At 58.8% G+C, this 24434-nt stretch carries 28 protein-coding genes and 1 pseudogene; 20 read left to right on the top strand and 9 right to left on the bottom strand.

The features are described from left to right. Positions 1–27 precede the first annotated feature (27 nt). Entirely contained in the window at positions 28–1836 is a 1809-nt protein-coding gene (locus tag KUIN1_RS11215; protein ID WP_004408474.1) for a monovalent cation:proton antiporter-2 (CPA2) family protein, read from the bottom strand. 246 nt (positions 1837–2082) lie between these two features. Here KUIN1_RS11215 and KUIN1_RS11220 point away from each other — a divergent pair, with 246 nt between their 5' ends. Then, positions 2083–2271, top strand: a complete 189-nt coding sequence (locus KUIN1_RS11220) for a hypothetical protein (protein ID WP_003393013.1) — start codon at positions 2083–2085, stop codon at positions 2269–2271. Between the two features lie 33 nt (positions 2272–2304). On the opposite strand, the gene KUIN1_RS11225 is transcribed toward KUIN1_RS11220, so the two are convergent. Further along, entirely contained in the window at positions 2305–2697 is a 393-nt protein-coding gene (locus KUIN1_RS11225; protein WP_032653918.1) for a Fe2+/Zn2+ uptake regulation protein, read from the bottom strand. Between the two features lie 225 nt (positions 2698–2922). Beyond that, on the bottom strand, positions 2923–3951 hold the full coding sequence (locus KUIN1_RS11230; protein WP_004408467.1) for a FecR family protein: 1029 nt from the start codon (positions 3949–3951) through the stop codon (positions 2923–2925). A gap of 259 nt (positions 3952–4210) precedes the next feature. Here KUIN1_RS11230 and KUIN1_RS11235 point away from each other — a divergent pair, with 259 nt between their 5' ends. The 4 genes from KUIN1_RS11235 to map all read left to right on the top strand — a co-directional run bounded on the left by KUIN1_RS11235 (position 4211) and on the right by map (position 6675). Further along, the gene (locus tag KUIN1_RS11235) at positions 4211–5242 is read left to right on the top strand and encodes an Ldh family oxidoreductase (RefSeq protein WP_024642427.1); all 1032 of its coding nucleotides are present in this window, start codon (positions 4211–4213) and stop codon (positions 5240–5242) included. Positions 5243–5344: 102 nt separating this feature from the next. Beyond that, positions 5345–5542: a hypothetical protein gene (locus KUIN1_RS11240; RefSeq protein ID WP_011267459.1), complete on the top strand. Its 198-nt coding sequence runs from the start codon at positions 5345–5347 to the stop codon at positions 5540–5542. 87 nt (positions 5543–5629) lie between these two features. Further along, on the top strand, positions 5630–5887 hold the full coding sequence (locus KUIN1_RS11245) for a ParD-like family protein (protein ID WP_004408456.1): 258 nt from the start codon (positions 5630–5632) through the stop codon (positions 5885–5887). Next, positions 5884–6675, top strand: a complete 792-nt coding sequence (map, locus tag KUIN1_RS11250; protein ID WP_003346035.1) for a type I methionyl aminopeptidase — start codon at positions 5884–5886, stop codon at positions 6673–6675. Before KUIN1_RS11245 ends, map begins: the two co-directional genes overlap by 4 nt. Positions 6676–6749: 74 nt before the next feature. On the opposite strand, the gene KUIN1_RS11255 is transcribed toward map, so the two are convergent. The 3 genes from KUIN1_RS11255 to KUIN1_RS11265 form a co-directional block, all read right to left on the bottom strand. Further along, positions 6750–6986, bottom strand: coding sequence for a DUF6555 family protein (locus KUIN1_RS11255; RefSeq protein WP_011267460.1), 237 nt, complete (start codon positions 6984–6986; stop codon positions 6750–6752). A 220-nt stretch (positions 6987–7206) separates the two neighbouring features. Further along, positions 7207–7908, bottom strand: a complete 702-nt coding sequence (locus KUIN1_RS11260) for an endonuclease (protein ID WP_011267461.1) — start codon at positions 7906–7908, stop codon at positions 7207–7209. Positions 7909–7912: 4 nt separating this feature from the next. After that, a complete protein-coding gene (locus KUIN1_RS11265; protein WP_003416220.1) occupies positions 7913–8164 on the bottom strand; it encodes a DUF1654 domain-containing protein in 252 nt (83 codons plus the stop codon). A gap of 137 nt (positions 8165–8301) precedes the next feature. Here KUIN1_RS11265 and KUIN1_RS11270 point away from each other — a divergent pair, with 137 nt between their 5' ends. The 8 genes and pseudogenes from KUIN1_RS11270 (at position 8302) to KUIN1_RS11305 (ending at position 15695) form a co-directional block, all read left to right on the top strand. Beyond that, complete coding sequence (locus KUIN1_RS11270; RefSeq protein WP_003315580.1) at positions 8302–8526, top strand: YgdI/YgdR family lipoprotein; 225 nt, start codon at positions 8302–8304, stop codon at positions 8524–8526. 193 nt (positions 8527–8719) lie between these two features. Continuing rightward, a complete protein-coding gene (locus tag KUIN1_RS11275; RefSeq protein ID WP_004408447.1) occupies positions 8720–9679 on the top strand; it encodes a sugar ABC transporter substrate-binding protein in 960 nt (319 codons plus the stop codon). A gap of 53 nt (positions 9680–9732) precedes the next feature. After that, positions 9733–11286 (top strand): sugar ABC transporter ATP-binding protein, encoded by a 1554-nt coding sequence (locus tag KUIN1_RS11280; protein ID WP_024652227.1) that lies wholly within the window; start codon positions 9733–9735, stop codon positions 11284–11286. Beyond that, entirely contained in the window at positions 11283–12275 is a 993-nt protein-coding gene (locus KUIN1_RS11285) for an ABC transporter permease (RefSeq protein ID WP_004408445.1), read from the top strand. The genes KUIN1_RS11280 and KUIN1_RS11285 overlap by 4 nt, the downstream gene beginning before the upstream one ends. A gap of 1 nt (position 12276) precedes the next feature. After that, positions 12277–13294 (top strand): annotated as a pseudogene (locus KUIN1_RS11290) (LacI family DNA-binding transcriptional regulator). A 30-nt stretch (positions 13295–13324) separates the two neighbouring features. Next, positions 13325–14245, top strand: a complete 921-nt coding sequence (gene rbsK / locus KUIN1_RS11295; protein ID WP_024642423.1) for a ribokinase — start codon at positions 13325–13327, stop codon at positions 14243–14245. Beyond that, positions 14242–14646, top strand: a complete 405-nt coding sequence (rbsD, locus tag KUIN1_RS11300) for a D-ribose pyranase (RefSeq protein WP_116886833.1) — start codon at positions 14242–14244, stop codon at positions 14644–14646. The genes rbsK and rbsD overlap by 4 nt, the downstream gene beginning before the upstream one ends. 23 nt (positions 14647–14669) lie before the next feature. After that, a complete protein-coding gene (locus tag KUIN1_RS11305; RefSeq protein ID WP_024639018.1) occupies positions 14670–15695 on the top strand; it encodes a nucleoside hydrolase in 1026 nt (341 codons plus the stop codon). A 22-nt stretch (positions 15696–15717) separates the two neighbouring features. Here the strand turns inward: KUIN1_RS11305 and KUIN1_RS11310 are convergent, their stop codons facing one another. Further along, positions 15718–15912, bottom strand: a complete 195-nt coding sequence (locus tag KUIN1_RS11310) for a hypothetical protein (protein ID WP_011267467.1) — start codon at positions 15910–15912, stop codon at positions 15718–15720. Between the two features lie 309 nt (positions 15913–16221). Between KUIN1_RS11310 and KUIN1_RS11315 the strand changes: the two genes are divergently transcribed. Continuing rightward, a complete protein-coding gene (locus KUIN1_RS11315) occupies positions 16222–16563 on the top strand; it encodes a lipoprotein (RefSeq protein WP_011267468.1) in 342 nt (113 codons plus the stop codon). Positions 16564–16629: 66 nt separating this feature from the next. Here the strand turns inward: KUIN1_RS11315 and KUIN1_RS11320 are convergent, their stop codons facing one another. Together KUIN1_RS11320 and KUIN1_RS11325 are read right to left on the bottom strand one after the other, a co-directional pair. After that, positions 16630–16842 carry a cold-shock protein gene (locus KUIN1_RS11320; RefSeq protein ID WP_003315566.1) on the bottom strand — a complete coding sequence of 71 codons (213 nt, stop codon included), beginning with the start codon at positions 16840–16842 and terminating at the stop codon, positions 16630–16632. 295 nt (positions 16843–17137) lie between these two features. Beyond that, the gene (locus KUIN1_RS11325; RefSeq protein WP_011267469.1) at positions 17138–17443 is read right to left on the bottom strand and encodes a hypothetical protein; all 306 of its coding nucleotides are present in this window, start codon (positions 17441–17443) and stop codon (positions 17138–17140) included. 349 nt (positions 17444–17792) lie between these two features. Between KUIN1_RS11325 and thrS the strand changes: the two genes are divergently transcribed. From thrS to pheT, 6 genes are all read left to right on the top strand, one after another. After that, a complete protein-coding gene (gene thrS, locus KUIN1_RS11330) occupies positions 17793–19715 on the top strand; it encodes a threonine--tRNA ligase (protein ID WP_011267470.1) in 1923 nt (640 codons plus the stop codon). After that, a complete protein-coding gene (infC, locus tag KUIN1_RS11335; protein WP_170846037.1) occupies positions 19715–20266 on the top strand; it encodes a translation initiation factor IF-3 in 552 nt (183 codons plus the stop codon). The genes thrS and infC overlap by 1 nt, the downstream gene beginning before the upstream one ends. A 60-nt stretch (positions 20267–20326) precedes the next feature. Next, positions 20327–20521 carry a 50S ribosomal protein L35 gene (gene rpmI, locus KUIN1_RS11340; RefSeq protein ID WP_002553160.1) on the top strand — a complete coding sequence of 65 codons (195 nt, stop codon included), beginning with the start codon at positions 20327–20329 and terminating at the stop codon, positions 20519–20521. A gap of 29 nt (positions 20522–20550) precedes the next feature. Next, on the top strand, positions 20551–20907 hold the full coding sequence (gene rplT, locus KUIN1_RS11345; RefSeq protein WP_002553161.1) for a 50S ribosomal protein L20: 357 nt from the start codon (positions 20551–20553) through the stop codon (positions 20905–20907). A gap of 104 nt (positions 20908–21011) precedes the next feature. Further along, on the top strand, positions 21012–22028 hold the full coding sequence (gene pheS, locus KUIN1_RS11350; RefSeq protein ID WP_003367019.1) for a phenylalanine--tRNA ligase subunit alpha: 1017 nt from the start codon (positions 21012–21014) through the stop codon (positions 22026–22028). 27 nt (positions 22029–22055) lie between these two features. Continuing rightward, on the top strand, positions 22056–24434 hold the full coding sequence (pheT, locus tag KUIN1_RS11355) for a phenylalanine--tRNA ligase subunit beta (RefSeq protein ID WP_011267471.1): 2379 nt from the start codon (positions 22056–22058) through the stop codon (positions 24432–24434).

The raw sequence follows: 24434 nt of genomic DNA on the forward strand, positions 1-24434 counted from the left end.
CAGACCAGCCTGCGGCGCATGAGCAGGTCAGCTTTTCGCGGCTTCTTCGTCCAGACGGTCTGCCTCGAACAGTTGCGCGAGGTCGGCCCTGGCTTCGCGGGCGGTCTGCAGGACCTTGGCGTCGTCGTCATACACCTCATGCTGAGCGGCCAGCACCTGTTCGTCGTGACGTTTGAAGCGACTGATGCGTGCGTCGGCCTGTGTTTCGCTGAGGCCCAGGCCCATGAGGGTCTGGCGACTCATTTCCAGGCTTGAATAGAACGTTTCGCGAACCGCGTGAGCGCCCAGGTCCATCAACCGATGAACATGCTGGCGGTTACGTGCGCGGGCAATGATCTTCATGTGCGGATACAGCTTGCGGATCAGCTCGGCAGTCTTGATGTTGGTGTCAGGATCATCGGTCGCGATGACGAAGTATTCGGCCTCATCGACTTTGGCGGCACGCAGTATTTCCGGGCGCAACGGGTCGCCATAGAAGACCGGTACATTGCCAAAGCTACGGGAGAACTCGATGGACTCGACGGCGGTATCCAGGGCGATGAAAGGAATCTTCTGCGCGCGCAGGATACGCGCGACAATCTGTCCCATACGGCCCATGCCGGCAATGACGACGCGTGGTTTGTCGGTCTGGATATCGCGGTATTCCTCCGGCACCTCGACAGGCTTGACCTTGGGTTTGATCCAGCGCGCCAGAGCAATGAACAGCAACGGCGTGACCGCCATCGACAAGGTGATGGTCAACACCAGCATGTCGTATAGCCCGGCCTCGAACAGCCCCTGAGCGCTGCCGATCTTGAACACCACAAAGGCAAACTCGCCGCCTGCGGCCAGTACCAGACCCAGCTGCAGCGCGCTGCGGTTGTTGAGTTCGCCAAGGGTGCGACCGATCAGGAACAGCATCGGCAGCTTGATTGCGATCAGCAATAGCGTCAGGCCCAGCACGATCAGCGGCGAGCTGAGCAACAGGCCAACGTTGGCGCCCATGCCGACACTGATGAAGAACAGCCCCAGCAATAACCCTTTGAACGGTTCGATCTGTGCTTCCAGTTCGTGACGGTATTCGGAGTCGGCCAGCAACAGGCCAGCAAGAAACGCGCCCAGCGCCATGGACACTCCCACCAGTTCCATCAGCCACGCTGTGCCTATCACCACCAGCAAGGCCGTGGCGGTCGAAACTTCCTGGATTTTGGTCTTGGCGACGATCCGGAACACCGGGCGCAGCAAATAGCGCCCGCCAATCACCACAATGGCAATGCTGCCCAGCACGCGCAGACCGTGGTTGATGCTTTCGCCGGTGTCCATCGCGTGGTCAGCCCCGGCCAGAAACGGCACCATGGCAATCAGCGGGATCGCCGCAATGTCCTGAAACAGCAGAATCGCGAACGCCATCCTGCCGTGCGGGCTGTTCAGCTGTTTGCGTTCCGCCAGGCTCTGCAGGCCGAAGGCCGTGGACGACAGGGCAAGGCCCAGGCCCAGAATGGCCGCGGTGTTCAGCGACTGGCCGAAGGCAGCGAAGGCGACCCCGCCGATGATCAGGCCGGTCAGCAGTACCTGCGCCATGCCTACGCCAAACACGGATTTGCGCATGACCCATAAACGTTTGGGCGAAAGCTCCAGGCCAATGATGAACAGCAGCAGTACCACGCCAAGTTCGGAAATATGGCTGACGCTCTCGGTATCACCGATCAGGCCCAATACCGAAGGGCCGATGACCACGCCGGCGAACAAATAGCCGATCACCGCGCCCAGCTTCAACCGCTTGGCCAGCGGCACAGTCAGCACGGCGGCGAGCAGGAATACCACTGCGACCTGCAGCAGGCTGCCTTCATGGGGCATGTAAAACTCCTTGGTAATAATTGAACACACTGTTGAAGCAGGGGCGGTATTAAAGCATGGGAGTTTTACACGGCAACGCGCATCGCAGCATGACGATAATCAACGTCGTTGATAGAACCTGCAGGAAAGGGCGCGCGTGAGGGGGGGACAAGGCGCGTGACGATGCCATCTGTCGCGCATCGGCGTAAGATATGCCCGCAAACAGGCAGCGTCAGTTGCCTGCTCATGAGCATTCAGGAAACCGTTATGACCAACAAGCAGCGTTTGATTTACTCGATTCTGATCGCCCTCGGCGTTCTGGCGATCATGCTGGGCTTGTCGCATCTGCAAAACAGCGGTGCCATCACCGAAAAGACCTTTCAGTACATTGCAATCAGCGTGGCGGTGCTGGTGGTGATCCTCAACGGCATCATGCGTCGCAAGGTCAAGCGCTAAGCGCTGGTGACCGGTGCGGCGATGAGGCGGGGTTTACCGGGCGCTGTTCTTGCCGATTTCTCCCAGCCATTCCCGGGCGCGGGGGTGCAGGCTGTAGGTCTTGTCGTCGTTGAGGTCGATCACGCCCTCGTCGCACAGACGCTTGAGCACCTCGCGCACGCTCAGAAACGATAGCGGCACATCGAGCCTGAGCAACTGGCTGTGTACGCCGCGCACTCCCAGAGGGTGGCCTTCTTCACTCGAGACCATTAGCGCGTCGAGCACCTTGAGCCTGACCAGGCTGGTGCGCAGGCCGAAGCTTTTCAGGAGCATCCGGATGTGCTCGTTTCCGGGCCGCTCGGTCTCCAGAGCGGGCGACTGTGCCTGCGCAGCCACTGCGGTTTGCCGCAGCAGGGTGCGAGTCGTGATTCCTTGGCGATTGAACATCCGCAAACTCCTTTTCAGGCTTTTTAAACACTCTCAATTACTAAGACGAACGAGCTCGGCAAAACCTCAGTTATAGGCGGAAAAAAATCTGCGGCCCAGCCTGTACAGGCTCGCTGCAGCGAGGTGCGCTTGAGGTTAGATGAAGAATCGACGGGCGCGAGAAGAGATCGTTCCGACGATGGGCGCAGCCGAAATTACCGCGCGTCAGCAAGACCGCGAGTGCGATCAGCCTTTCGGAGCGTCGGCGGTGCGGCGGTTGAGTACCGGGTTGCCGTTCTGATTCTGCGTCACATACACCGGCAACACCTTGGGCAGTGAGCCCAGCAGGCTCGACAGGTCGTGAGTGTTGTAACTGCCGCCCAGGCGCATGGCTCCGGTTGCACTGTCCGCCAGCAGAATGGGGGTTTGCAGGTAGCGATTGATCAACGGCAGTGCCTGGCTGAGCGGCAGGTCATTGAAGATCAGCTTGCCATTGCGCCACGCCAGGCTGGTATCGCGTGCTTCGGTCTGGCTGATCAGTGGAGCGTCGTCGCCTGCCTTGTAACTGGCCTGCATGCCGGGGGCCAGGGCGTGGCTCGAAGAAGGATGTGCACGATCACTGTTGATCTGAACCGAACCCTCGACCAGCGTCACGCGTACCTGATCCTGATACATCCATACGTTGAAGCGTGTGCCGGTGACCCTGATGCTGCCTGCGCCGGCATCGACCACAAAAGGGTGCGAGCTGTCGTGGCTGACCTCAAAGAACGCCTCGCCCTTTGTCAGCGTGACGCTGCGTCGATCCCGGTAATTGGCGTAGGTCAGCTCGGTACCCAGGTTCAGCTCGGCGCGGCTGCCGTCTTCCAGCATGACCAGGCGTGTAGCGGTGTCGGCGTTGTAGGTTTCGTAGGCGTCAGGCAGCCAGCCCTGATGCCAGCCGACATACCCGGCGATCGGCAGTGCCAGAGCAACGACCGCTGCGGCTGTGGCCAGTTTTGCCCAGCGGCGACCGCGACGAGGCCGAACGTGATCGGGCAGGGCAGCCTGGGTTTGGCGCGCAGGTGCCGGGTTGAGCGGTTCGATTTGCCCGGTGATGTCCCAGACTTCCAGCATGGCGTTGTATTCGATCGCATGCAGGGGGTGGGCCTTCAGCCATTGCTCGAATGCTTTTCGTTCTGCAGCGGTACAGTCTTCTGCATGCAGGCGCATGCACCAATGCGCAGCGGCATCGGTGATCGCGTCGTGTTCTGCCTTGCTGAAAAGAGGGTCGCTCATGGGCGCTCCAGCCTATACCTTCGGCGCATTCTACCCTTTGATTTCAGGGAGAGAGAACATTTGCAGGCCATTGCCCATGAAGGTGCTGCGTATTTTCTGGTGAATGCAAGCGGCTCTCATTGAAAACTCCCCGTCGCATCCTGAGTGCTATTGCCCGGGGAGTGTCCTTGCAGCGTCCGCAGCGCTACTCTCGGGGCTTGCATTCGCCTTGTCGTTCTCGCTAGCGTTCTCGATCTACCGCCATGAACAGGAGTTCCAAATGCGCGCCAATCCTGCCGATCAGTCGACCCGGGCCGTTTCCCTTGAGCAACTGACAGATCTGTTGCGCCGAATCTTCCTCGCCCATGGCACCCGCGCAGAGGTTGCCGAGGTGCTTGCCGAGAACTGCGCCAGCGCCCAGCGTGATGGCTCGCACAGCCATGGCATCTTTCGCATTCCCGGCTACCTCTCATCGCTGGCCAGCGGTTGGGTGGATGGCAAGGCTGTGCCGGTGGTCGAGGATGTCGGCGCTGCGTTTGTCCGGGTCGATGCCGGAGGCGGTTTTGCCCAGCCCGCACTGGCGGCGGCCAGAGCTCTGTTGATCGACAAGGCGCGCAGTGCCGGCATTGCGGTTCTGGCCATTCGCAACTCTCATCACTTCGCTGCGTTATGGCCGGATGTGGAGCCTTTCGCCGAACAGGGGCTGGTCGCCCTGAGCATGGTCAACAGCATGACCTGCGTTGTGCCGCATGGCGCGCGTCAGCCCCTGTTCGGTACCAACCCGATTGCTTTCGCCGCGCCCCGTGCAGGCGGCGAGCCTGTGGTTTTCGATCTGGCGACCAGCGCCGTTGCCCACGGTGATGTGCAGATCGCCGCACGCGAAGGTCGATTGCTGCCAGCAGGCATGGGCGTCGATCGCGACGGCCAGCCCACTGAAGAGCCCCGCGCCATTCTCGAGGGCGGCGCGTTGTTGCCCTTCGGCGGGCACAAGGGCTCAGCACTGTCGATGATGGTCGAGCTGCTGGCCGCAGGGCTGACGGGGGGCAATTTCTCATTCGAATTCGACTGGTCGAAGCATCCCGGGGCACAGACACCCTGGACCGGTCAGTTGCTGATCGTCATCGATCCTGACAAGGGCAGTGGTCAGTCGTTTGCGCAGCGCAGCGAGGAGCTGGTACGACAGCTCCATGGGGCAGGGCAGGAGCGTCTGCCGGGGGATCGGCGTTATAGCGAACGCGCGCGATCAATGGCACACGGTATCAGCATCGCCCAGACTGACCTGGAGCGCCTGCAAGCACTGGCGGGTCATTGAGGCATTTACAAATTCACTGACCATTCGTCGCGACCAGTCTTGTATCAGCGCGCTGTTCAAAATACTGTATGCATGAACAGTAAAAAACGAATGAGGTCTGTCATGTCCCTTAAGTCAGCGCAAAGTCCGATTGCTCAACAACATCGTACGCTCTCTGCAGTCAACGAAATGCAGCGCGAGGATTTTCTCCGGCTGGCGGCCGCACTGCGCCAGTTCAATGCCTACGAGCCGGAGGTGTCGATAGTCATCGCGGCCGCCCGCGCGGGCGGTGAATACCGCCAGGCCAGCGCGATGGAGTAAAGCGGCTGAATGCAGCCACGGCACGTCTCGGGTTGATTGTGAGTATACGTAACGTATATGCTTCATATATTCAACTTGAGGTGAATCATGGGTCTGGTAAAAATTTCCGAAAACATGCACGCCAATCTGCGCTCTGCCAGCGTTGCGCTCAGCCGTTCCATCAATGCGCAGGCCGAGCACTGGATGCGTGTCGGTATGCTCGCTGAACTGCACCCGGCGCTGGATTACAGCGAGATCTGCCAGATGCTGATCCGTCTCGAAAATGCCGGTGAGACCGTGTTGACCGCTTCGAACTTCAACGTCTCGGAGCTTGCAGCTTCCAGCCTGTCCAAGGCGGCCTCATGAGCAGCGCTATCGGTATCAAGACCGAACAGGACCTCGTGCAGTTGCGCATAGCCGGCAGGCTGGCTGCCGATGTGCTCGCGATGATCACGCCTTACGTCAAGGCTGGCGTCAGCACCGAAGCGCTCGACGACATCTGCAATGAATACATCGTCAAAGAGCTGAAAGTGATTCCCGCGAATGTGGGTTATCACGGTTTTACCAAGACCACCTGCATCTCCCCGAATGCCGTAGTGTGCCATGGCATACCTTCTGCCACCGATATCCTCAAGGAAGGCGATATCGTCAATATCGACGTTGCAGTGATCAAAGACGGCTGGTACGGCGATACCAGCCGTATGTACCTGGTGGGTGAGGTCAGCCCGCTGGCCAGGCGTCTGGTCGAGACGACCTATGAGGCAACTCGCGCCGGTATTCATGCCGTGCGTCCGGGGGCAACCCTGGGTGATATCGGTTACGCCATCCAGAGCGTCGCTCATCGCGAAGGCTTCAGCGTGGTACGTGAGTATTGCGGGCACGGTATCGGGCGCAAGTACCATGAAGAACCGCAGGTTCTGCACTATGGTGCGCAGGGCAAAGGCCTCAGGCTCAAACCGGGCATGGTGTTCACCATCGAGCCGATGATCAATGCGGGCAGGGCGGGCACCCGGACGTTGCCGGATGGCTGGACGGTTCTGACCAGCGACCTCTCACTGTCTGCGCAGTGGGAGCATATGGTTGCCGTCACCTCGACCGGTTTCGAGCTGCTGACGCCGTGGCCTGACGGTACGGGTGATTACCCGGCCATCTGATCCAGTAGGGTCTGGCAATGTATATGAACAATGGCCTTTTCGAAGGCCATTGCTTTGTTGGAAAGGGCGATGCCTCAGGCTTGTAGCGAAGACCTTCTCCAATGCACCTGCGTCACGCCAAAACGCTTGGCCTGCAAGGTTGCGACGCCTATCGGGCCTGCGGATATATTGCCGCTCACTGTCCCGACACCTGCATGCAGGGTCGCACAATGCAATGCATCGCTCTGGCACAGTTGCTTTGCATGATGCAGAAAGCAGTAAGGTTGGCCATTGAACTGATAGTGAATTTCAAATTCCGTTTGATGATTCATCTTCCCTGCCTGCGAACGTGATGATTAGCCTGGCTGTTTTGACGTATGCACGAGAAGGATCGTCCCCGACTACGCCCTTGTTTTCAAAGAGTAGAACGAAAATCATTCTGCTTATGGGCTAGTTAACAGTTGACCGATGAGTGGTTTTGGATTCACTCAGATGCATTCATCAATGGCCGAGCAATCATCCGTATGAGGGCTCGGCCTTTGATCAACTTCGTTATTTACACGACTTCAGGTCTACCGGGCCTACAAAATCATTGCCACGCCCCATGACACAGGCGACCTGCTGGTTACGCTGGCGCTCCCATGCCTGGGGCGGATAGGTTTTGTCCCAGGCTTGATAAAGCTGTTGGTCCTGGCGCGAGAGACGCAAGTTGTATTGTTTGCTCATGTAGAAGTAGGTGCGCGCAATCATGCCGCGTATCGAGGGGCGGGGCATGACCTTTTTGGCCTTGAAATCCACTTGCGTCAGGCAAGAACCGTACTGACCCTTTTGTTCGGGTATCCAGCCAAAACTGAAATTGCTGCGGTCGCCGTTGACCTCGCCGATGCTGGGCACCAGATTATGCAGGTCCGCCTCGGCGCGTTTGTAGACCGGGTCGGTTTTTGTGCAGTTCTTGCGCCCGCCGTTCTGCCAGCATTGGCGCAGGTGGCCGATCTGCCAGGCAGGCACAATGTGCTCCCATTCAATACGACTGGCGCGTTTGGCGCTCTTGCGCGGGACGTAGCCGCAGCCAGCGAGATCGACTCGATTGCCGGTGTATTTGCAGCCGCAGTAAAACTCGGTCGACTGCGGCGCATACAAGCCCCAGGCAACTTTCTTGGCTTCGCTGAAGGTGCGCGGGGCTTGTGCCTGGGCGGCGAACGATGCGGTGATGAGCAGGGCGGTGCAAAGCAGTTTAGAGAATCGAAACGTCATGCCGTCAATCTTCCTTCGGCAACGTCCAGAAGATTTGCACGCCACCGTCGTCGCGCCAGGCGAGGGTGACATTATCGTTCTCGGCTATTTCTTCAAGCAGTTGCGCCCAGTCGTCTTCTGCCTCGTCCGGCTGACGAAAGAGCAGGGCAGCCCTGGATTTCTGCGCGGTGGGCGAGTTGATGATCTTCTGTACCCGCATGCCCATGCGCTCGTAAGGGCCGGGAGTGGAGGGGGTCGCTGCGCTTTGTTTTGCCACGGAAAAAGGTCCCTGAATATTGCTGTACGGGCATACAGTATTTGAGTGTCGGATCTTTCGCAACATCTATGTAAGATAAAGCCTTCCAAATGGCACACTGTTGCCTTGAAAAAAACCTGACGTTTCCGGAGTCACGCATGAATATCAAGTCACTGGCATTTCCGTTACTGGCCTCGGCAGTTGTGCTGCTGGCAGGCTGTTCCACGCCCTCGGTCGTCACGCTGCAAAACGGTACTCAGTACGTGACCAAAGATATGCCCAAGACCAAGACGCGCGACGGTTTCTACGAGTTCGAGGATATCTCCGGCAAGACCATCCGGATCAAGGCCGATGATGTGGCGACGGTCAAACCCGAGGAGTGAAACCCTGCTCATCGTGACGCCCGCTCCCTGCGTTAGCGGGGACGGGCAGCTCGGGCATATTTAATTTCCGGTGGATTGACAAAGGCTGCAGCTTTTTCCATAGTTCGCTCCTCGCAAACGTTTGCGCGACGATGCCCGGCATCGATTCTGCGCCGTTCGCCCGAACAATAATCACAAGATCGGAGATGAACTCATGAAGCTGCCATTCGCTGGACGCCTTCTCGCTGTCGCCATGTTTGCTGCCGTTACGGCAGTCATGCCCCTCTCTGCGGCTTACGCCCAGACGCCTGAAAAACCCAAGGTCGCACTGGTCATGAAGTCGTTGGCCAACGAGTTCTTCCTGACCATGGAAGACGGTGCCAAGGCCTACCAGAAAGAACATGCCACCGAATTCGACCTGATCTCCAACGGGATCAAGGATGAGTCCGACACGTCTGCACAGATCCGCATCGTCGAACAGATGATCGCCTCCAACGTGAATGCGCTGGTGATCGCGCCAGCCGACTCCAAGGCGCTGGTGCCGGTGCTCAAGAAAGCCACCGATGCCGGAATCAAGGTCGTCAACATCGACAACCAGCTCGATGTCGACGTGCTCAAAAGCAAGAACCTGCAAATCCCCTTCGTAGGGCCTGACAACCGCAAGGGTGCCAAGCTGGTGGGCGACTATCTGGCCGGGAAACTGACCGCTGGCGACGAGGTGGGCATCATCGAAGGGGTGTCGACCACCAACAATGCTCAGCAACGCACCGCCGGTTTCAAGGACGCCATGGACGAAGCGAAAATGAAAGTGGTGTCTACGCAGTCCGGTAACTGGGAAATCGACAAGGGCAACGCTGTGGCCTCGGCGATGCTCAACGAATACCCGAACCTGAAAGCCTTGCTGGCCGGTAATGACAGCATGGCGCTGGGCGCCGTCTCTGCAGTGCGTGCGGCAGGCAAGGCTGGCAAGGTCATGGTCGTGGGCTACGACAACATCAATGCGATCAAGCCGATGCTCAAGGATGGCCGGGTTCTGGCCACGGCCGATCAGTACGCAGCCAAGCAGGCGGTCTTCGGCATCGAAGCTGCGCTCAAGCTGGTCAAAGGCGAGAAGGTCGATACCAACGACAAGGGCGTGATCGAAACGCCGGTACAGCTCGTTACTCAACCTTGATCCACGCCGTGTAAAGGTGCCCGTCCGCAGAGGACGGGCGCTGGGAGAAATGTATGTCAGCGTCTGCTCAGACAGCTGTTCTTTCGGTCAGTGGCATCGGCAAAACCTACGCACAGCCCGTACTCGGTGACGTCGACCTGACGTTGATGCGCGGCGAAGTGCTGGCTCTGACCGGGGAAAACGGTGCCGGTAAAAGCACCTTGTCGAAAATCATCGGCGGGCTGGTAACGCCTACCACCGGAAACATGGAATTCCAGGGCCAGCCTTATCAGCCTGCAAGTCGTACCCAGGCCGAAAAGCTCGGCATTCGCATGGTCATGCAGGAACTCAACCTGCTGCCGACCCTGACCGTGGCTGAAAACCTGTTTCTTCACGACCTGCCCCGCAGGGCCGGCTGGATCGACCGCAAGCGCTTGCGCGAAAACGCGACCGAGGCCATGGCCCAAGTGGGGCTCGACGCCATTGATCCCGATACGCTGGTCGGCGAGTTGGGGATTGGCCACCAACAGATGGTCGAGATCGCCCGCAATCTGATCGGCGACTGTCACGTACTGATTCTCGACGAACCCACTGCCATGCTCACCTCGCGCGAAGTGGAAATGCTCTTCGAGCAGATCACACGGCTGCAGGCGCGGGGCGTCTCGATCATCTACATCTCCCACCGGCTTGAAGAGCTGGCCAGGGTGTCCCAGCGCATCGCCGTGCTGCGCGACGGCAAGCTGGTGTGTGTCGAGCCGATTGCCCGCTACAACAGTGAGCAACTGGTGACCCTGATGGTCGGCCGTGAGCTCGGCGAGCATATCGACATGGGCGCCCGGCAGATTGGCGAGGTGGCGCTGTCAGTCAAGGGGCTCAGTCGCGCCGGCAAGGTTGAGGATGTGTCCTTCGACGTGCGTCGAGGTGAAATCTTCGGTATTTCCGGACTGATCGGTGCCGGGCGTACCGAGTTGTTGCGTTTGATTTACGGTGCAGACGTTGCCGACAGCGGTGACATCGAAGTCGGAAGTCCGCTGCAAAAAGTCAGCATTCGCTCGCCAGCCGACGCGGTGGCGCAGGGTATCGCGCTGATCACGGAAGACCGAAAGAGCGAAGGCCTGCTGATGTCGCAATCGATCAGCGCCAACATTGCGCTGGGCAACATGCATTCGATTTCCAGCGCGGGCGTGGTCAACAGCGAAGATGAGCTGAAACTGGCGCAGCGCCAGGTGGCGGCCATGCGCATTCGCAGCTCCAGTCCGGGCCAGCTGGTCTCCGAGTTGTCGGGTGGCAATCAGCAGAAGGTGGTGATCGGTCGCTGGCTGGAACGTGACTGCACGGTGATGCTGTTCGACGAGCCGACACGGGGCATCGACATCGGTGCCAAGTTCGATATCTACGCGCTGCTGGCCGAATTGACCCGTCAGGGCAGGGCGCTGGTGGTGGTGTCCAGCGATCTGCGCGAACTGATGCTGATCTGTGATCGTATCGGCGTGCTGTCTGCCGGTCGCCTGATCGACACGTTCGAGCGCGACAGCTGGACCCAGGACCAATTGCTGGCCGCTGCCTTCGCCGGTTATCAGAAACGTGACGCGCTGCTCAATGATGCGGCGCCCAGGAACAACTCATGAAAAATACTCCTTCTCCGACGCTGACTGTGCCAGTCCGTCGCGGCGGCAACTACTTTGGTCTGGGTACCTACATCGGGCTGGCCGGTGCGTTGCTGGTGATGATCGTGCTGTTCTCGCTGCTCAGCGATCACTTCCTGTCCTACCAGACCTTCAGCATGCTCGCCAACCAGATCCCGGACCTGATGGTGCTGTCGGTCGGCATGACGCTGATCCTCATCATCGGCGGCATCGACCTGTCGGTCGGCTCGGTGCTGGCACTGGCCGCTTCGGCGGTCAGTGTGGCAATCCTCGGCTGGGGCTGGAGCGTGTTTCCGGCGGCGTTGCTGGGCATTGCCTGTGCGACGCTGGCGGGTACGATCACCGGCTCGATTACGGTTGCCTGGCGCATCCCTTCGTTCATCGTGTCTCTGGGCGTGCTGGAAATGGCTCGTGGTGCGGCCTATCAGATGACCAATTCGCGTACCGCCTACATCGGTGATTCGTTCGCCTGGCTGTCCGATCCGATTGCCTTTGGCATTGCGCCGTCTTTCATCATCGCGTTGCTGATCATCTTCGTCGCTCAGGCGGTACTGACCCGGACCGTTTTCGGTCGCTACCTGATCGGCATCGGCACCAATGAAGAGGCCGTGCGTCTGGCGGGTATCAATCCCAAGCCTTACAAGATTCTGGTGTTCTCGCTGATGGGGCTGCTGGCCGGTGTCGCGGCACTGTTTCAGATATCCAGGCTGGAAGCGGCCGATCCGAATGCCGGTGCCGGGCTTGAGCTGCAGGTCATTGCGGCAGTGGTGATTGGCGGTACCAGCCTGATGGGCGGACGCGGTTCGATCATCAGCACCTTTTTCGGTGTGCTGATCATTTCCGTGCTGGCCGCGGGCCTGGCGCAGATCGGTGCGACCGAGCCGACCAAGCGGATCATCACCGGTGCGGTGATCGTGATTGCTGTGGTGCTGGACACCTACCGCAGCCACCGGGCTCGGCGCCAGGGCTGATATGGCAACCATCAAGGATGTCGCGGCCCTGGCGGGGATCTCGTACACCACGGTCTCCCACGTGCTGAACAAGACCCGGCCGGTGAGCGAGCCGGTCAGGCTCAAGGTCGAAGCCGCCATTGCACAGCTCGATTATGTGCCCAGTGCAGTGGCGCGTTCGCTGAAGGCCAAGACCACCTCGACCATCGGCCTGTTGATTCCCAACGGCATGAACCCGTATTTTGCAGAGTTGGCGCGGGGCATCGAGGATTACTGCGAGCGCAATGGTTTTTGCGTGATCCTCTGCAACTCCGATGACAATCCGGAGAAACAGCGTGGCTATCTGCGCGTGCTGCTGGAAAAGCGCGTGGACGGTCTGATTGTTTCTTCGGTGGGGGGGCGACGCGGGTATTGCAGGTGGCCTTGCCGAGGTACGTACGCCGCTGGTGATCGTTGACCGGGAGCTGGACGGTATCGATGCCGACATGGTCCGTATCGACCATGAACAGGGTGCTTATCTGGCAACCCGGCACTTGCTGGACCTGGGACATCGCGCCATTGCCTGTATTGGTGGGCCATTTCACAGCACAGTGGCCGAGATGCGTCTGGCGGGTTATCGGCGCGCCTTGCAGCAGGCGTCCGTTCCGGTCCGTGCCGAATGGGCGCTGCACAGTGAGTTCACCAGCTCTGCCGGTCATGAGGCAGCGTGTCAGCTTCTGGCAGCGCATCCGCCGACCGCGATTTTTGCCGGCAACGACGTCATCGCCATCGGTGTGCTGCGCGCCGCCGCCGAGCGCTTGATTCGTGTGCCTCAGGACCTGTCGGTGATCGGTTTCGATGATATCCAGATGAGTCGCTACGTTTATCCGGCGCTGACCACCGTGGGGCAGTCGATCATGCAACTGGGCGAAACCGCTGCAGAAATGCTGCTGAGCAGAATCGCCACACCCCATGCGCTTCCTGCCGAAAAAAGACTTGTGACGCCCAGCGTCGTGGTGCGCGAGTCTACGGCAGCGCCAAATACTTTATCCAACGAATGACGCGCAAGCACAGCAACGGATTAATCAGCCATGCAAGCAAAAATAGTGATAGTAGGCAGTCTGAACATGGATCTGGTCATCCGCGCCCAGCGTCTGCCACGTCCTGGCGAGACCTTGAGCGGGGAGACATTCGACACCGTGCCTGGCGGCAAAGGCGCCAATCAGGCGGTCGCTGCGGCACGTCTTGGCGCCAGTGTGGCAATGATCGGTTGTGTCGGGGCGGATGCCTACGGCGAACAACTGCGTGCAGCGCTGCTGGCCGAGCAGATCGATTGTCAGGCGGTGACCGTCGTTGAGGGCGTGTCCACCGGTATCGCCTCGATCGTGGTCGACGCCAACAGCCAGAACGCCATTGTCATCGTGGCCGGTGGCAATGGTCGGCTCACTCCGGCATTGATCGAGCGCTTCGACGCGCTGCTGGCAGATTCGCAAATCGTCATCTGCCAGCTCGAAGTGCCGACCGAAACCGTTTTCCACACCCTGGCCCGCGCCCGTGCGCTGGGCAAGACCGTCATTCTCAATCCTGCCCCGGCCAGCGAGCCCTTGCCGGCAAGCTGGTATGCCCTGATCGACTACCTGATCCCCAATGAAAGCGAAGCGCAGACTCTGACCGGTGTGAACGTCGACTCGCCGGCCGCCGCTGAAAATGCGGCATCGGTCATGCTGGCGGCCGGCGCGCGCAACGTGATCATTACCCTCGGCGAGCGCGGAACCCTGTTCGCCAGTGCGTCTGGCATGGAGCATATTCCAGCGCGTCGTGTGCAGGCCGTGGACACCACCGCTGCAGGTGATACCTTTGTCGGCGGTTTTGCGGCGGCGCTGTCCGCAGGCCATGGCGAATTGCAGGCAATTCGTTTCGGTCAGGCTGCGGCGGCCATCTCCGTCACCCGAGCGGGTGCCCAGCCGTCCATCCCGACGTTCGAGGAAGTACAGGAATTCAATTCGCTATGAAAAAGACCCCGCTACTCAATATTGCCCTGTCCCGCGTGATTGCATCGCTGGGTCACGGTGACATCCTGATGATCGTCGACGCCGGCATGCCAGTACCGGCAGGCGTCGAACTGATCGACCTCGCGCTGACCCGCGGTGTGCCGGATTTCATCAGTGTGCTGGATGTCGTGCTGAGTGAAATGCAGGTTGAAAGCCACGTACTGGCCAATGAGATGGCCGAGGTCAAACCGCCTGCGTTGCAGGTGATCGAAAGCCTGAATCTCGACGACCAGTTGGGGCGACAACGCTGGATAAGCCACGAAGACCTAAAGGTCTTGAGTCGCAAGGCCAAGGCAATCATCCGTACCGGAGAATGTCAGCCGTACAGTAATGTGGCGCTGGTGTCCGGAGTCGTCTTCTAATAATTCAAGAAAGGGAGTTTCATATGACATTGATACAGTTTTCCAGACAGTTCATTCGTGGAGCGTTGCTCTTGTCCATTCTCGGTACTGCTGCTGTCCATGCGGCTGAAAAGCGTGATCTGATCATCGATACGGATCCAGGTGCGGACGATGTCGTTGCGCTGTTACTGGCGCTGGCGTCACCTGAAGAGCTCAACGTGATGGCTATCACCACGGTGGCCGGCAATGTGCGGCTCGACAAGACCTCGCGTAATGCCAGGCTGGCGCGTGAGTGGGCCGGGCGCGAAGAGGTGCCTGTGTATGCCGGTGCGCCCAAGCCGCTGGTGCGTACCCCGATCTATGCCGAGAACGTTCACGGTCAGGAAGGTCTGCCGGGCGTGCCCGTGCACGAGCCCGCCAAGGGCCTTGCCGAAGGCAATGCCGTCGATTACCTGATCCGCACCCTGAGCAAGGCCAAGCCGCATAGCATCACCATCGCCATGCTCGGCCCGCAGACCAACCTGGCGCTGGCCTTGGTACAGGCTCCGGAAATCACTCAGGGCATCAAGGAAGTGGTGGTCATGGGTGGCGCGCATTTCAACGGCGGCAATATCACCCCGGTTGCCGAATTCAATCTGTTCGCCGACCCGCATGCCGCGCAGATCGTTCTGGCCAGTGGTGTGAAGCTGACGTATGTGCCGCTGGATGTGACCCACAAGATTCTCACCAGTGAACAACGCCTCAAGCAGATCGCCGCACTGGGCAACAATGCTGGCAAGCTGGTCGACGGCATTCTCAATGAATACGTCAAGCTGGACATGGAGCATTACGGTTTGCCCGGCGGGCCGGTACACGACGCCAGCGTGATTGCCTGGCTGCTCAAGCCCGAGCTGTTTTCCGGGCGGCAGATCAACGTGACAGTGGACACGCGTGAGGGCATCGGTTTTGGTCAGACAGTGGCCGACTGGTACGGCACGCTCAAGCAGCCGCAGAATGTATTCTGGGTCGAGAACGGCGACGCTCAGGGGTTCTTCGATCTGCTGACCGAGCGTCTGGCGCGTCTCAAGTAAGTACGCAACCTGAGGCCGCGTATCAGGCGGGCAGTCCGGCCGCGGCATAGCGGCTCAGCACCTGGCTGATGAAGGCACGGGCACCCTCGGTGCCCAGTTCCTTGATCAGCAGGTCGACTGCGATGATCATCAGTTCTTCCGGATTCCCGGGGCTGTGCGAGCAGTGCCCCTGAGGCCATCTGGCCTTGATGTCCGCGTCTAGGGTTATGGCTGTCATGTCTGTCTGATCTCCACTGAAGGGTCACGCACACGCTGCTCGCTTCCCGGCGTTTGTGTCCCTGGCAGTAAACCATCCCGCGCGCATTTTGACACTTCTACTTAGATATGATCCTGATAGCCCGATTCAATGAGCTGCGGCGATAAACGTTTTGTGACGATTTCCTCGCACGCCCTGTTTCATGCCAAGGCAGACTCCCGTTCCAGGCAGATCAACAGGTTACACAAGGCATGTCGGTCGGACCGTGCAACCAACGCGCCTGAGCGCGGTCGGACAGGTCTGGAAATGTTCATTGGCAGAGGAGGGTGTATGCCCCGGAAATTCGCAACATTGGGTTTTATGGTCGTGGCTTCATTGATGGCAGGCTGCAGCAGTACGGCGTCTGATAGCAGTGCCAGTGCTGAAGCGCCCGTCAAGGCCGACGCGCCAGCCAGCAACGCGATACCTGGCCGCTGTGATGCAGGGCTTGCCCAGTTCGCCATTGGCAAGCAGGCGTCCATCGACCTCCTTTCTCAAGTCCGCGCCCGTTCCGGTTCGCAGGATGCGCGCATTCTCGGTCCTGACGACATGGTCACGCTGGAATACCGATCCGAGCGGGTAAACGTCAACACCGACGCGTCGGGGAAGGTGACCCGTATCAATTGCGGCTGAGCCGGTACTTTCTTTTGCGCATAAAAAAACCCCGTCAGTGACGGGGTTTTTTTTTTGTCAGGTGAATCAGGCCACCTGAACTTCTTCTGCCTGCATGCCTTTCTGGCCTTTAGCAGCAACAAAAGTAACGGTCTGGCCTTCTTTCAGGCTTTTGAAACCGTCGCTCTGGATTGCTTTGAAGTGTACGAACAGGTCGTCACCGCCACCTTGTGGAGTGATAAAGCCGAAGCCTTTTTCATCGTTGAACCATTTTACGGTGCCGGTTTGGCGATTAGACATGGTGTATCTCCAGAAACATAATTTTCAGTAACGTGCTGCTCAGGCCAACTGGGCACACCGGGCTATCATAGTCGAAATGAGCAAAAAAACAGCTATTAAGGTGGGCGCTTTGCGTAAAGGTCCCGTATATGCGGTTCACCATACTCTGCAAACCGCCCTCAGAGGTGCCAGGCTCAGCACAGAACGGGCCGTATCAATAGCGCTTAAAGCCATGATTTTCATGGCTTTCAGAAGTGCCGGGGCCAACTGCTATCAGTGCTCGGCACGTGCGTCTTACCCCGGCTGAAAAAAATGATTATTTTGTCGCTGTGCAGTTCTCTGCGACCAGTTTTTGCAGTTTTGCCGTCAATGCAGCGGGTGGTGCTGCCTTGGTGTCCTTGAGCGAGGCTATTTCCTTGTCGGTGAAGTGACTGTCCACCTGTTGTGCTCCGCATTCGCAGTGAGTCGTTGCGGTCTTGTCATTCAGCCCCTGTTTCTTGGCCGCAGCCACGCATTCCTGACTGAAGGTGGTGCGTGTCGCTCCATCCATCGCAGCGTGAGCACCCAGCGGGATGAGGGCGGCGCTGCAGACGAGGAGGCTGGTCAGGCGTGAAAACTTCATGGTGTTCTCCTTATTGCTGGAAAAAACGTACGGGGTCTTGCTGGTTTCTGACGCCCATGAAGCCAGCCAGTTCAGGCGGCGTGCCAATTCCATTTCATTTGCGTGGATGTGCATCCCGGCCGGCCTGGCTGTGTTAGGATGCGCGTCCTGTTATTTTCCAGCGCCCCATGGCCAATGGCTTTCGGTGCCGCGCAGGCAGGTTTTTTCGTACATTCCAGTCATCTGGTCCGGTTCAAGGTTGGCCCCAAGGCTCCTGCCACTGTGAGGCAGGCATACCACCGGATCACGTACTGGCTCATCCCAACCCACGTGACCTTTGGTAGGGGTCACCACTAGGAGAGGAGGCGCCATGCCAACTATTACTCTTCCCGACGGCAGTCAACGTTCATTCGATCAGGCGGTTTCCGTAGCCGATGTCGCGCTTTCAATCGGTGCCGGTCTGGCCAAGGCCACCGTCGCCGGCAAGGTCGACGGCAAGCTCGTCGACGCCTGCGACCTGATCGAAAACGATGCCAGCCTGCAGATCATCACCCCCAAGGATCAGGAAGGACTGGAAATCATCCGTCACTCCTGCGCGCACCTGGTAGGGCACGCGGTCAAGCAGTTGTATCCGACTGCAAAAATGGTCATCGGCCCGGTGATCGACGACGGCTTCTATTACGATATCGCCTACGAGCGCCCGTTCACGCCTGACGATATGGCGGCGATCGAACAGCGCATGCAGCAGTTGATCGAAAAAGATTACGACGTCATCAAGAAAGTCACGCCGCGCGCTGAAGTGATCGAGGTGTTCACCGCCCGTCACGAAGATTACAAGCTGCGTCTGGTCGAAGACATGCCGAGCGAGCAGGCCATGGGCCTGTATTACCACGAAGAATACGTCGACATGTGCCGCGGTCCACACGTGCCGAACACTCGCTTCCTGAAGTCATTCAAGTTGACCAAGCTGTCCGGTGCCTACTGGCGTGGCGACGCCAAGAACGAGCAATTGCAGCGCGTCTACGGCACTGCCTGGGCCGACAAGAAACAACTGGCAGCCTACATCCAGCGCATCGAAGAAGCCGAAAAACGCGACCATCGCAAGATCGGCAAGCGTCTCGGCCTGTTCCATACCCAGGAAGAAGCGCCGGGCATGGTTTTCTGGCACCCGCAGGGCTGGACCCTGTATCAGGTGCTTGAGCAGTACATGCGTAAAGTGCAGCGTGAGAATGGCTACCTCGAGATCAAGACCCCGCAAGTGGTCGATCGCTCGCTCTGGGAAAAATCCGGGCACTGGGCCAACTACGCCGACAACATGTTCACCACCGAGTCCGAAAGCCGCGACTACGCGATCAAGCCGATGAACTGCCCTTGCCACGTGCAGGTGTTCAATCAGGGCCTGAAAAGCTACCGCGAGCTGCCGATGCGTCTGGCCGAGTTCGGTGCCTGTCACCGTAACGAGCCGTCGGGTGCCTTGCACGGCATCATGCGCGTGCGTGGCTTCACCCAGGACGATGCGCACATCTTCTGTACCGAAGACCAGATGCAGGCCGAGTCCGCCGCGTTCATCAAGCTGACGCTGGATGTCTACGCCGATTTCGGTTTCAAGGATATCGAACTCAAATTGTCCACTCGCCCTGAAAAGCGTGTAGGCTCCGACGAGCTTTGGGACCGTGCCGAATCGGCGTTGGCTTCCGCACTCGACAGCGCTGGTCTGCCTTACGACCTGCAGCCGGGCGAGGGCGCGTTCTACGGTCCGAAAATCGAGTTCTCCCTCAAGGATTGTCTCGGTCGGGTATGGCAGTGCGGCACCTTGCAGCTGGACTTCAATCTGCCGATCCGTTTGAGTGCCGAGTACGTGTCGGAAGACAACAGTCGCAAGAATCCGGTCATGTTGCACCGCGCAATCCTTGGGTCTTTCGAGCGTTTCATCGGAATTCTGATCGAGCATTACGAAGGGGCGTTTCCGGCCTGGCTGGCGCCTACCCAGGCAGTGATCATGAATATCACTGACAAACAGGCCGATTTTGCCCTCGAAGTGGAAAAAACTCTGGCCGAAAGCGGGTTTCGTGCCAAGTCCGACTTGAGAAATGAAAAGATCGGCTTTAAAATCCGTGAGCATACTTTGCTCAAGGTTCCTTATCTCCTCGTCATTGGAGATCGGGAGGTTGAAATGCAAACTGTCGCTGTGCGTACACGTGAAGGCGCTGACCTTGGCTCGATGCCGGTCGCCCAATTCGCTGAATTCCTCGCACAAGCGGTTTCCCGGCGTGGTCGCCAAGATACGGAGTAATTATTATTAAGCGTGAAATGAGACAAGATAAACGAGCTGCACCCAAGGCCCCGATCAATGAAAATATCTCGGCCCGCGAGGTTCGTTTAATTGGCGCTGACGGCGAGCAGATTGGCATCGTCTCGATTGATGAAGCGCTTCGTATTGCCGAAGAGGCGAAGCTGGATCTGGTAGAGATTTCTGCCGACGCAGTCCCTCCGGTCTGCCGTGTGATGGATTACGGCAAATCGATCTTCGAGAAGAAGAAGCAGGTTGCTGCAGCGAAGAAGAACCAGAAGCAGATCCAGGTTAAAGAAATCAAGTTTCGTCCAGGGACGGAGGAAGGGGATTACCAGGTAAAACTACGCAACCTGGTACGTTTCCTGAGTGACGGGGACAGGGCCAAGGTATCGTTGAGATTCCGCGGTCGTGAGATGGCCCACCAGGAGCTGGGTATGGAGCTGTTGAAGCGGGTTGAAGGTGACCTGCTCGAATACGGTTCCGTCGAACAGCATCCTAAGATGGAAGGACGCCAGCTGATCATGGTCATCGCCCCGAAAAAGAAGAAATAACCACCAGGGCACGGCAGGCCTTGCGGTTATATTTATCAACTGAATGCGGAGTATCCGAACATGCCAAAGATGAAGACTAAAAGTGGTGCAGCTAAGCGGTTTTTGAAAACCGCCAACGGCATCAAGCACAAGCACGCTTTCAAGAGCCACATCCTGACCAAAATGTCGACAAAGCGTAAGCGTCAATTGCGCGGTAGCAGCTTGCTGCATCCGTCTGACGTGGCAAAAGTCGAGCGCATGCTGCGCCTTCGTTAATTTTGATCAAGATATAGAGGAAGTAACTCATGGCTCGTGTAAAGCGTGGCGTCATTGCCCGTAAGCGTCACAAAAAAATTCTGAAACTTGCAAAAGGCTACTACGGCGCGCGTTCACGCGTATTCCGTGTTGCCAAGCAAGCGGTAATCAAGGCAGGCCAATACGCCTACCGTGACCGTCGTCAGAAAAAACGTCAGTTCCGCGCTCTGTGGATCGCTCGTATCAACGCTGGTGCTCGTGTTAACGGTCTGTCCTACAGCCGTTTCATTGCTGGCCTGAAAAAAGCGTCCATCGAGATCGACCGTAAGGTTCTGGCTGATCTGGCAGTGAACGAAAAAGCGGCGTTTGCTGCGATTGTCGAGAAAGCTAAAGCCACCTTGGCCTAAGTCCCCGACAATCACTTGCCCCGGTTCTCCGGGGTCGGTGTTAAACGTCATAAATAGGGGAAGAGCCTTCAGCTCTTCCCCTATTTTGTATCTGGAGTCTGTACATGGAAAACCTGGACGCGCTGGTCTCTCAAGCTCTTGAGGCTGTGCAAAGCGCCGAAGATATCAATGCCCTGGAGCAAATCCGGGTTCACTACCTCGGCAAGAAAGGCGAGTTGACTCAGGTGATGAAGACCCTGGGGAACCTGCCAGCTGAAGAGCGTCCGCAAGTCGGAGCGCTGATCAACGTTGCCAAGGAACGTGTCACAGAGGTTCTCAATGCACGCAAGGCATCGTTTGAGCAGGCAGAACTGACTGCCAGGCTCGCAGCCGAATGCATCGATGTGACCCTGCCGGGCCGCGGTCAGACCTCAGGTGGTCTGCACCCCATTACCCGTACTCTGGAACGTATCGAACAATTCTTCACGCACATCGGCTACGGCATCGCCGAAGGCCCTGAAGTGGAAGACGATTACCACAACTTCGAGGCGCTCAACATCCCAGGCCACCACCCGGCCCGGTCGATGCACGACACCTTCTATTTCAACGCGAACATGCTGCTGCGCACCCACACCTCGCCGGTACAGGTACGCACCATGGAATCGCAGCAGCCGCCGATCCGCATCGTCTGCCCAGGCCGTGTGTACCGTAGCGACTCGGATATCACCCACTCGCCGATGTTCCACCAGATCGAAGGCCTGCTGGTCGATCGCGACATCAATTTTGCCGATCTGAAAGGCACCATCGAAGAGTTCCTGCGTGTGTTCTTCGAGAAAGAGCTGGCCGTGCGCTTCCGTCCTTCGTATTTCCCTTTCACCGAGCCCTCGGCGGAAGTGGATATGGAATGCGTGATGTGCAGTGGCAAGGGCTGCCGCGTCTGCAAGCAGACCGGCTGGCTTGAAGTCATGGGGTGCGGCATGGTCCACCCGAACGTGCTGCGCATGTCCGGCATCGATCCTGAAGAGTTTCAGGGCTTTGCGTTCGGCATGGGCGTAGAGCGTCTGGCCATGCTGCGTTACGGCGTCAATGATTTGCGCCTGTTCTTCGACAACGATTTGCGGTTCCTCGCGCAATTTCGCTAAGTCGTACGAACCCATCAGGAGAGCAGGATGAAATTCAGTGAACAATGGCTGCGCGGCTGGGTAAGCCCGCAGGTTTCCCGCGACGAGCTGGTTGCTCGTCTGTCGATGGCCGGTCTTGAGGTTGACAGCGTGACGCTGGCCGCCGGCGTTTTCAGCGGCGTGGTAGTGGGCGAGGTGCTGAGCACCGAGCAACACCCCGATGCCGACAAGTTGCGTGTGTGTCAGGTCAGCAATGGCAGCGAAACCTTTCAGGTCGTCTGTGGCGCGCCAAACGTGCGTCCGGGCCTGAAAATTCCATTCGCCATGATCGGCGCCGAGCTTCCGGGCGACTTCAAGATCAAGAAAGCCAAGCTGCGCGGCGTCGAGTCCAACGGCATGTTGTGTTCGGCTGCCGAGTTGCAGGCCGGCGAGGGCAATGATGGCTTGATGGAGCTGGCAGCCGATGCGCCAGTCGGTCAGGACATTCGTGTCTATCTGAGCCTGGACGATGCCAGCATCGAGGTCGACCTGACCCCGAACCGTGGCGACTGCCTGTCGGTGGCCGGTCTGGCGCGTGAAGTCGGTGCGCTTTACGCCGCTGAGGTCACCCGTCCGCAGGTCGCTGCTGTCAGCGCTGTACACGATGAAGTGCGCCCGGTCGAAGTGCTGGCGCCGGCTGCATGCCCGCGCTACCTGGGCCGTGTGATCCGCAACGTCGACCTGTCGCGTCCGACCCCGCTGTGGATGGTCGAGCGTCTGCGTCGTTCCGACGTGCGCAGCATCGATGCCGCTGTCGACATCACCAACTACGTGATGCTGGAACTGGGTCAGCCTCTGCATGCGTTCGATCTGGCCGAAATCAACGGCGGGATTCGTGTGCGTATGGCCGAGGAGGGCGAGAAGCTCGTTCTGCTCGACGGCCAGGAAGTCAGCCTGCGTGCCGACACGCTGGTCATTGCCGATCACCAGCGCGCGCTGGCAATCGCCGGTGTCATGGGTGGCGAGCACAGCGGTGTGACTGCCGGTACTCGCGATATTTTCCTGGAAAGCGCGTTCTTCGACACCATTTCGGTGGCCGGCAAGGCGCGTTCCTATGGCTTGCATACCGACGCTTCGCACCGCTACGAGCGTGGTGTGGACTGGCAACTGGCCCGTGAAGCCATGGAGCGGGCCACTGGCCTGCTGCTGGAAATCACCGGTGGCGAAGCCGGCCCCGTGATCGAAGTGGTCAGCGAGCAGCATTTGCCGTCGATCGCCCCGGTTACGCTGCGCGCCAGCCGCGTCGAGCAGATGCTCGGTCTGGTGATCGAAAACGCTGAAATCGAACGCCTGCTGAAAGGTCTCGGTCTGGCTGTGACTGCCGAAGCCGATGGGCAATGGCGTGTCGAAGTGCCAAGTCATCGTTTCGACATCAGCCTTGAAGTCGACCTGATCGAAGAGCTGGCACGTCTTTACGGCTACAACCGTCTGCCGGTCCGCTATCCACAGGCCCGTCTGGCTCCTCAGGCCAAGGCCGAAGCCAGCGGCGATCTGCCTGAGCTGCGCCGCCTGCTGGTTGCCCGCGGTTATCAGGAAGCGATCACCTACAGCTTCATCGACCCGAAATGGTTCGAGCTGTTCTCGCCGGGCGCCAAGCCCTTGCTGCTGGCCAACCCGATCTCCAATGACATGGCGGCCATGCGTGCCTCGTTGTGGCCGGGTCTGGTCAAGGCGCTGCAGCACAACCTCAACCGCCAGCAGGACCGCGTGCGGATGTTCGAAAGCGGCCTGCGCTTCGTCGGTCAGCTCGATGGCTTGAAGCAAGAGCCCATGCTGGCGGGCGTTGTCTGCGGCAGCCGCCTGCCGGAAGGCTGGGCGCAAGGTCGTGATGCAGTCGATTTCTTCGACGTCAAGGCTGACGTTGAAGCGGTTCTGGGCTTTGCCGGTGCACTGGGCGAGTTCACCTTCACGCCGGGTCAGCATCCTGCCTTGCACCCAGGCCAGACGGCGCGCATCGAGCGTGATGGCCGTGAGGTCGGTTTCCTGGGCGCCATTCACCCGGAACTGTCGAAAACCCTGGGGCTGGATCGTCCGGTGTTTGTTTTCGAGCTGGTTCTGGCGGAAGTGTCGACCGGCCGTCTGCCGAAATTCCACGAGCTGTCGCGCTTCCCTGAAGTGCGCCGCGACCTGGCGCTGCTGGCCGATCGGGATGTTTCGGCCAGTGCGGTTCTGGACGTTATTCGTGAAAATGCAGGCGAGTGGCTCACAGACCTCAGGTTATTTGATGTTTACCAGGGTAAAGGCATTGATCCGCATAGAAAAAGCCTTGCAGTCGGCTTGACCTGGCAGCATCCATCACGCACTCTTAATGACGATGAGGTAAACGCAACGACACTTGCTATCCTCACCTCGCTTGAGGAGAGGTTAAACGCCACGTTAAGGAAGTAG

It is taken from the genome of Pseudomonas sp. KUIN-1 (assembly GCF_009176725.1).
Classification (GTDB): Bacteria; Pseudomonadota; Gammaproteobacteria; order Pseudomonadales; family Pseudomonadaceae; genus Aquipseudomonas; species Aquipseudomonas fragariae.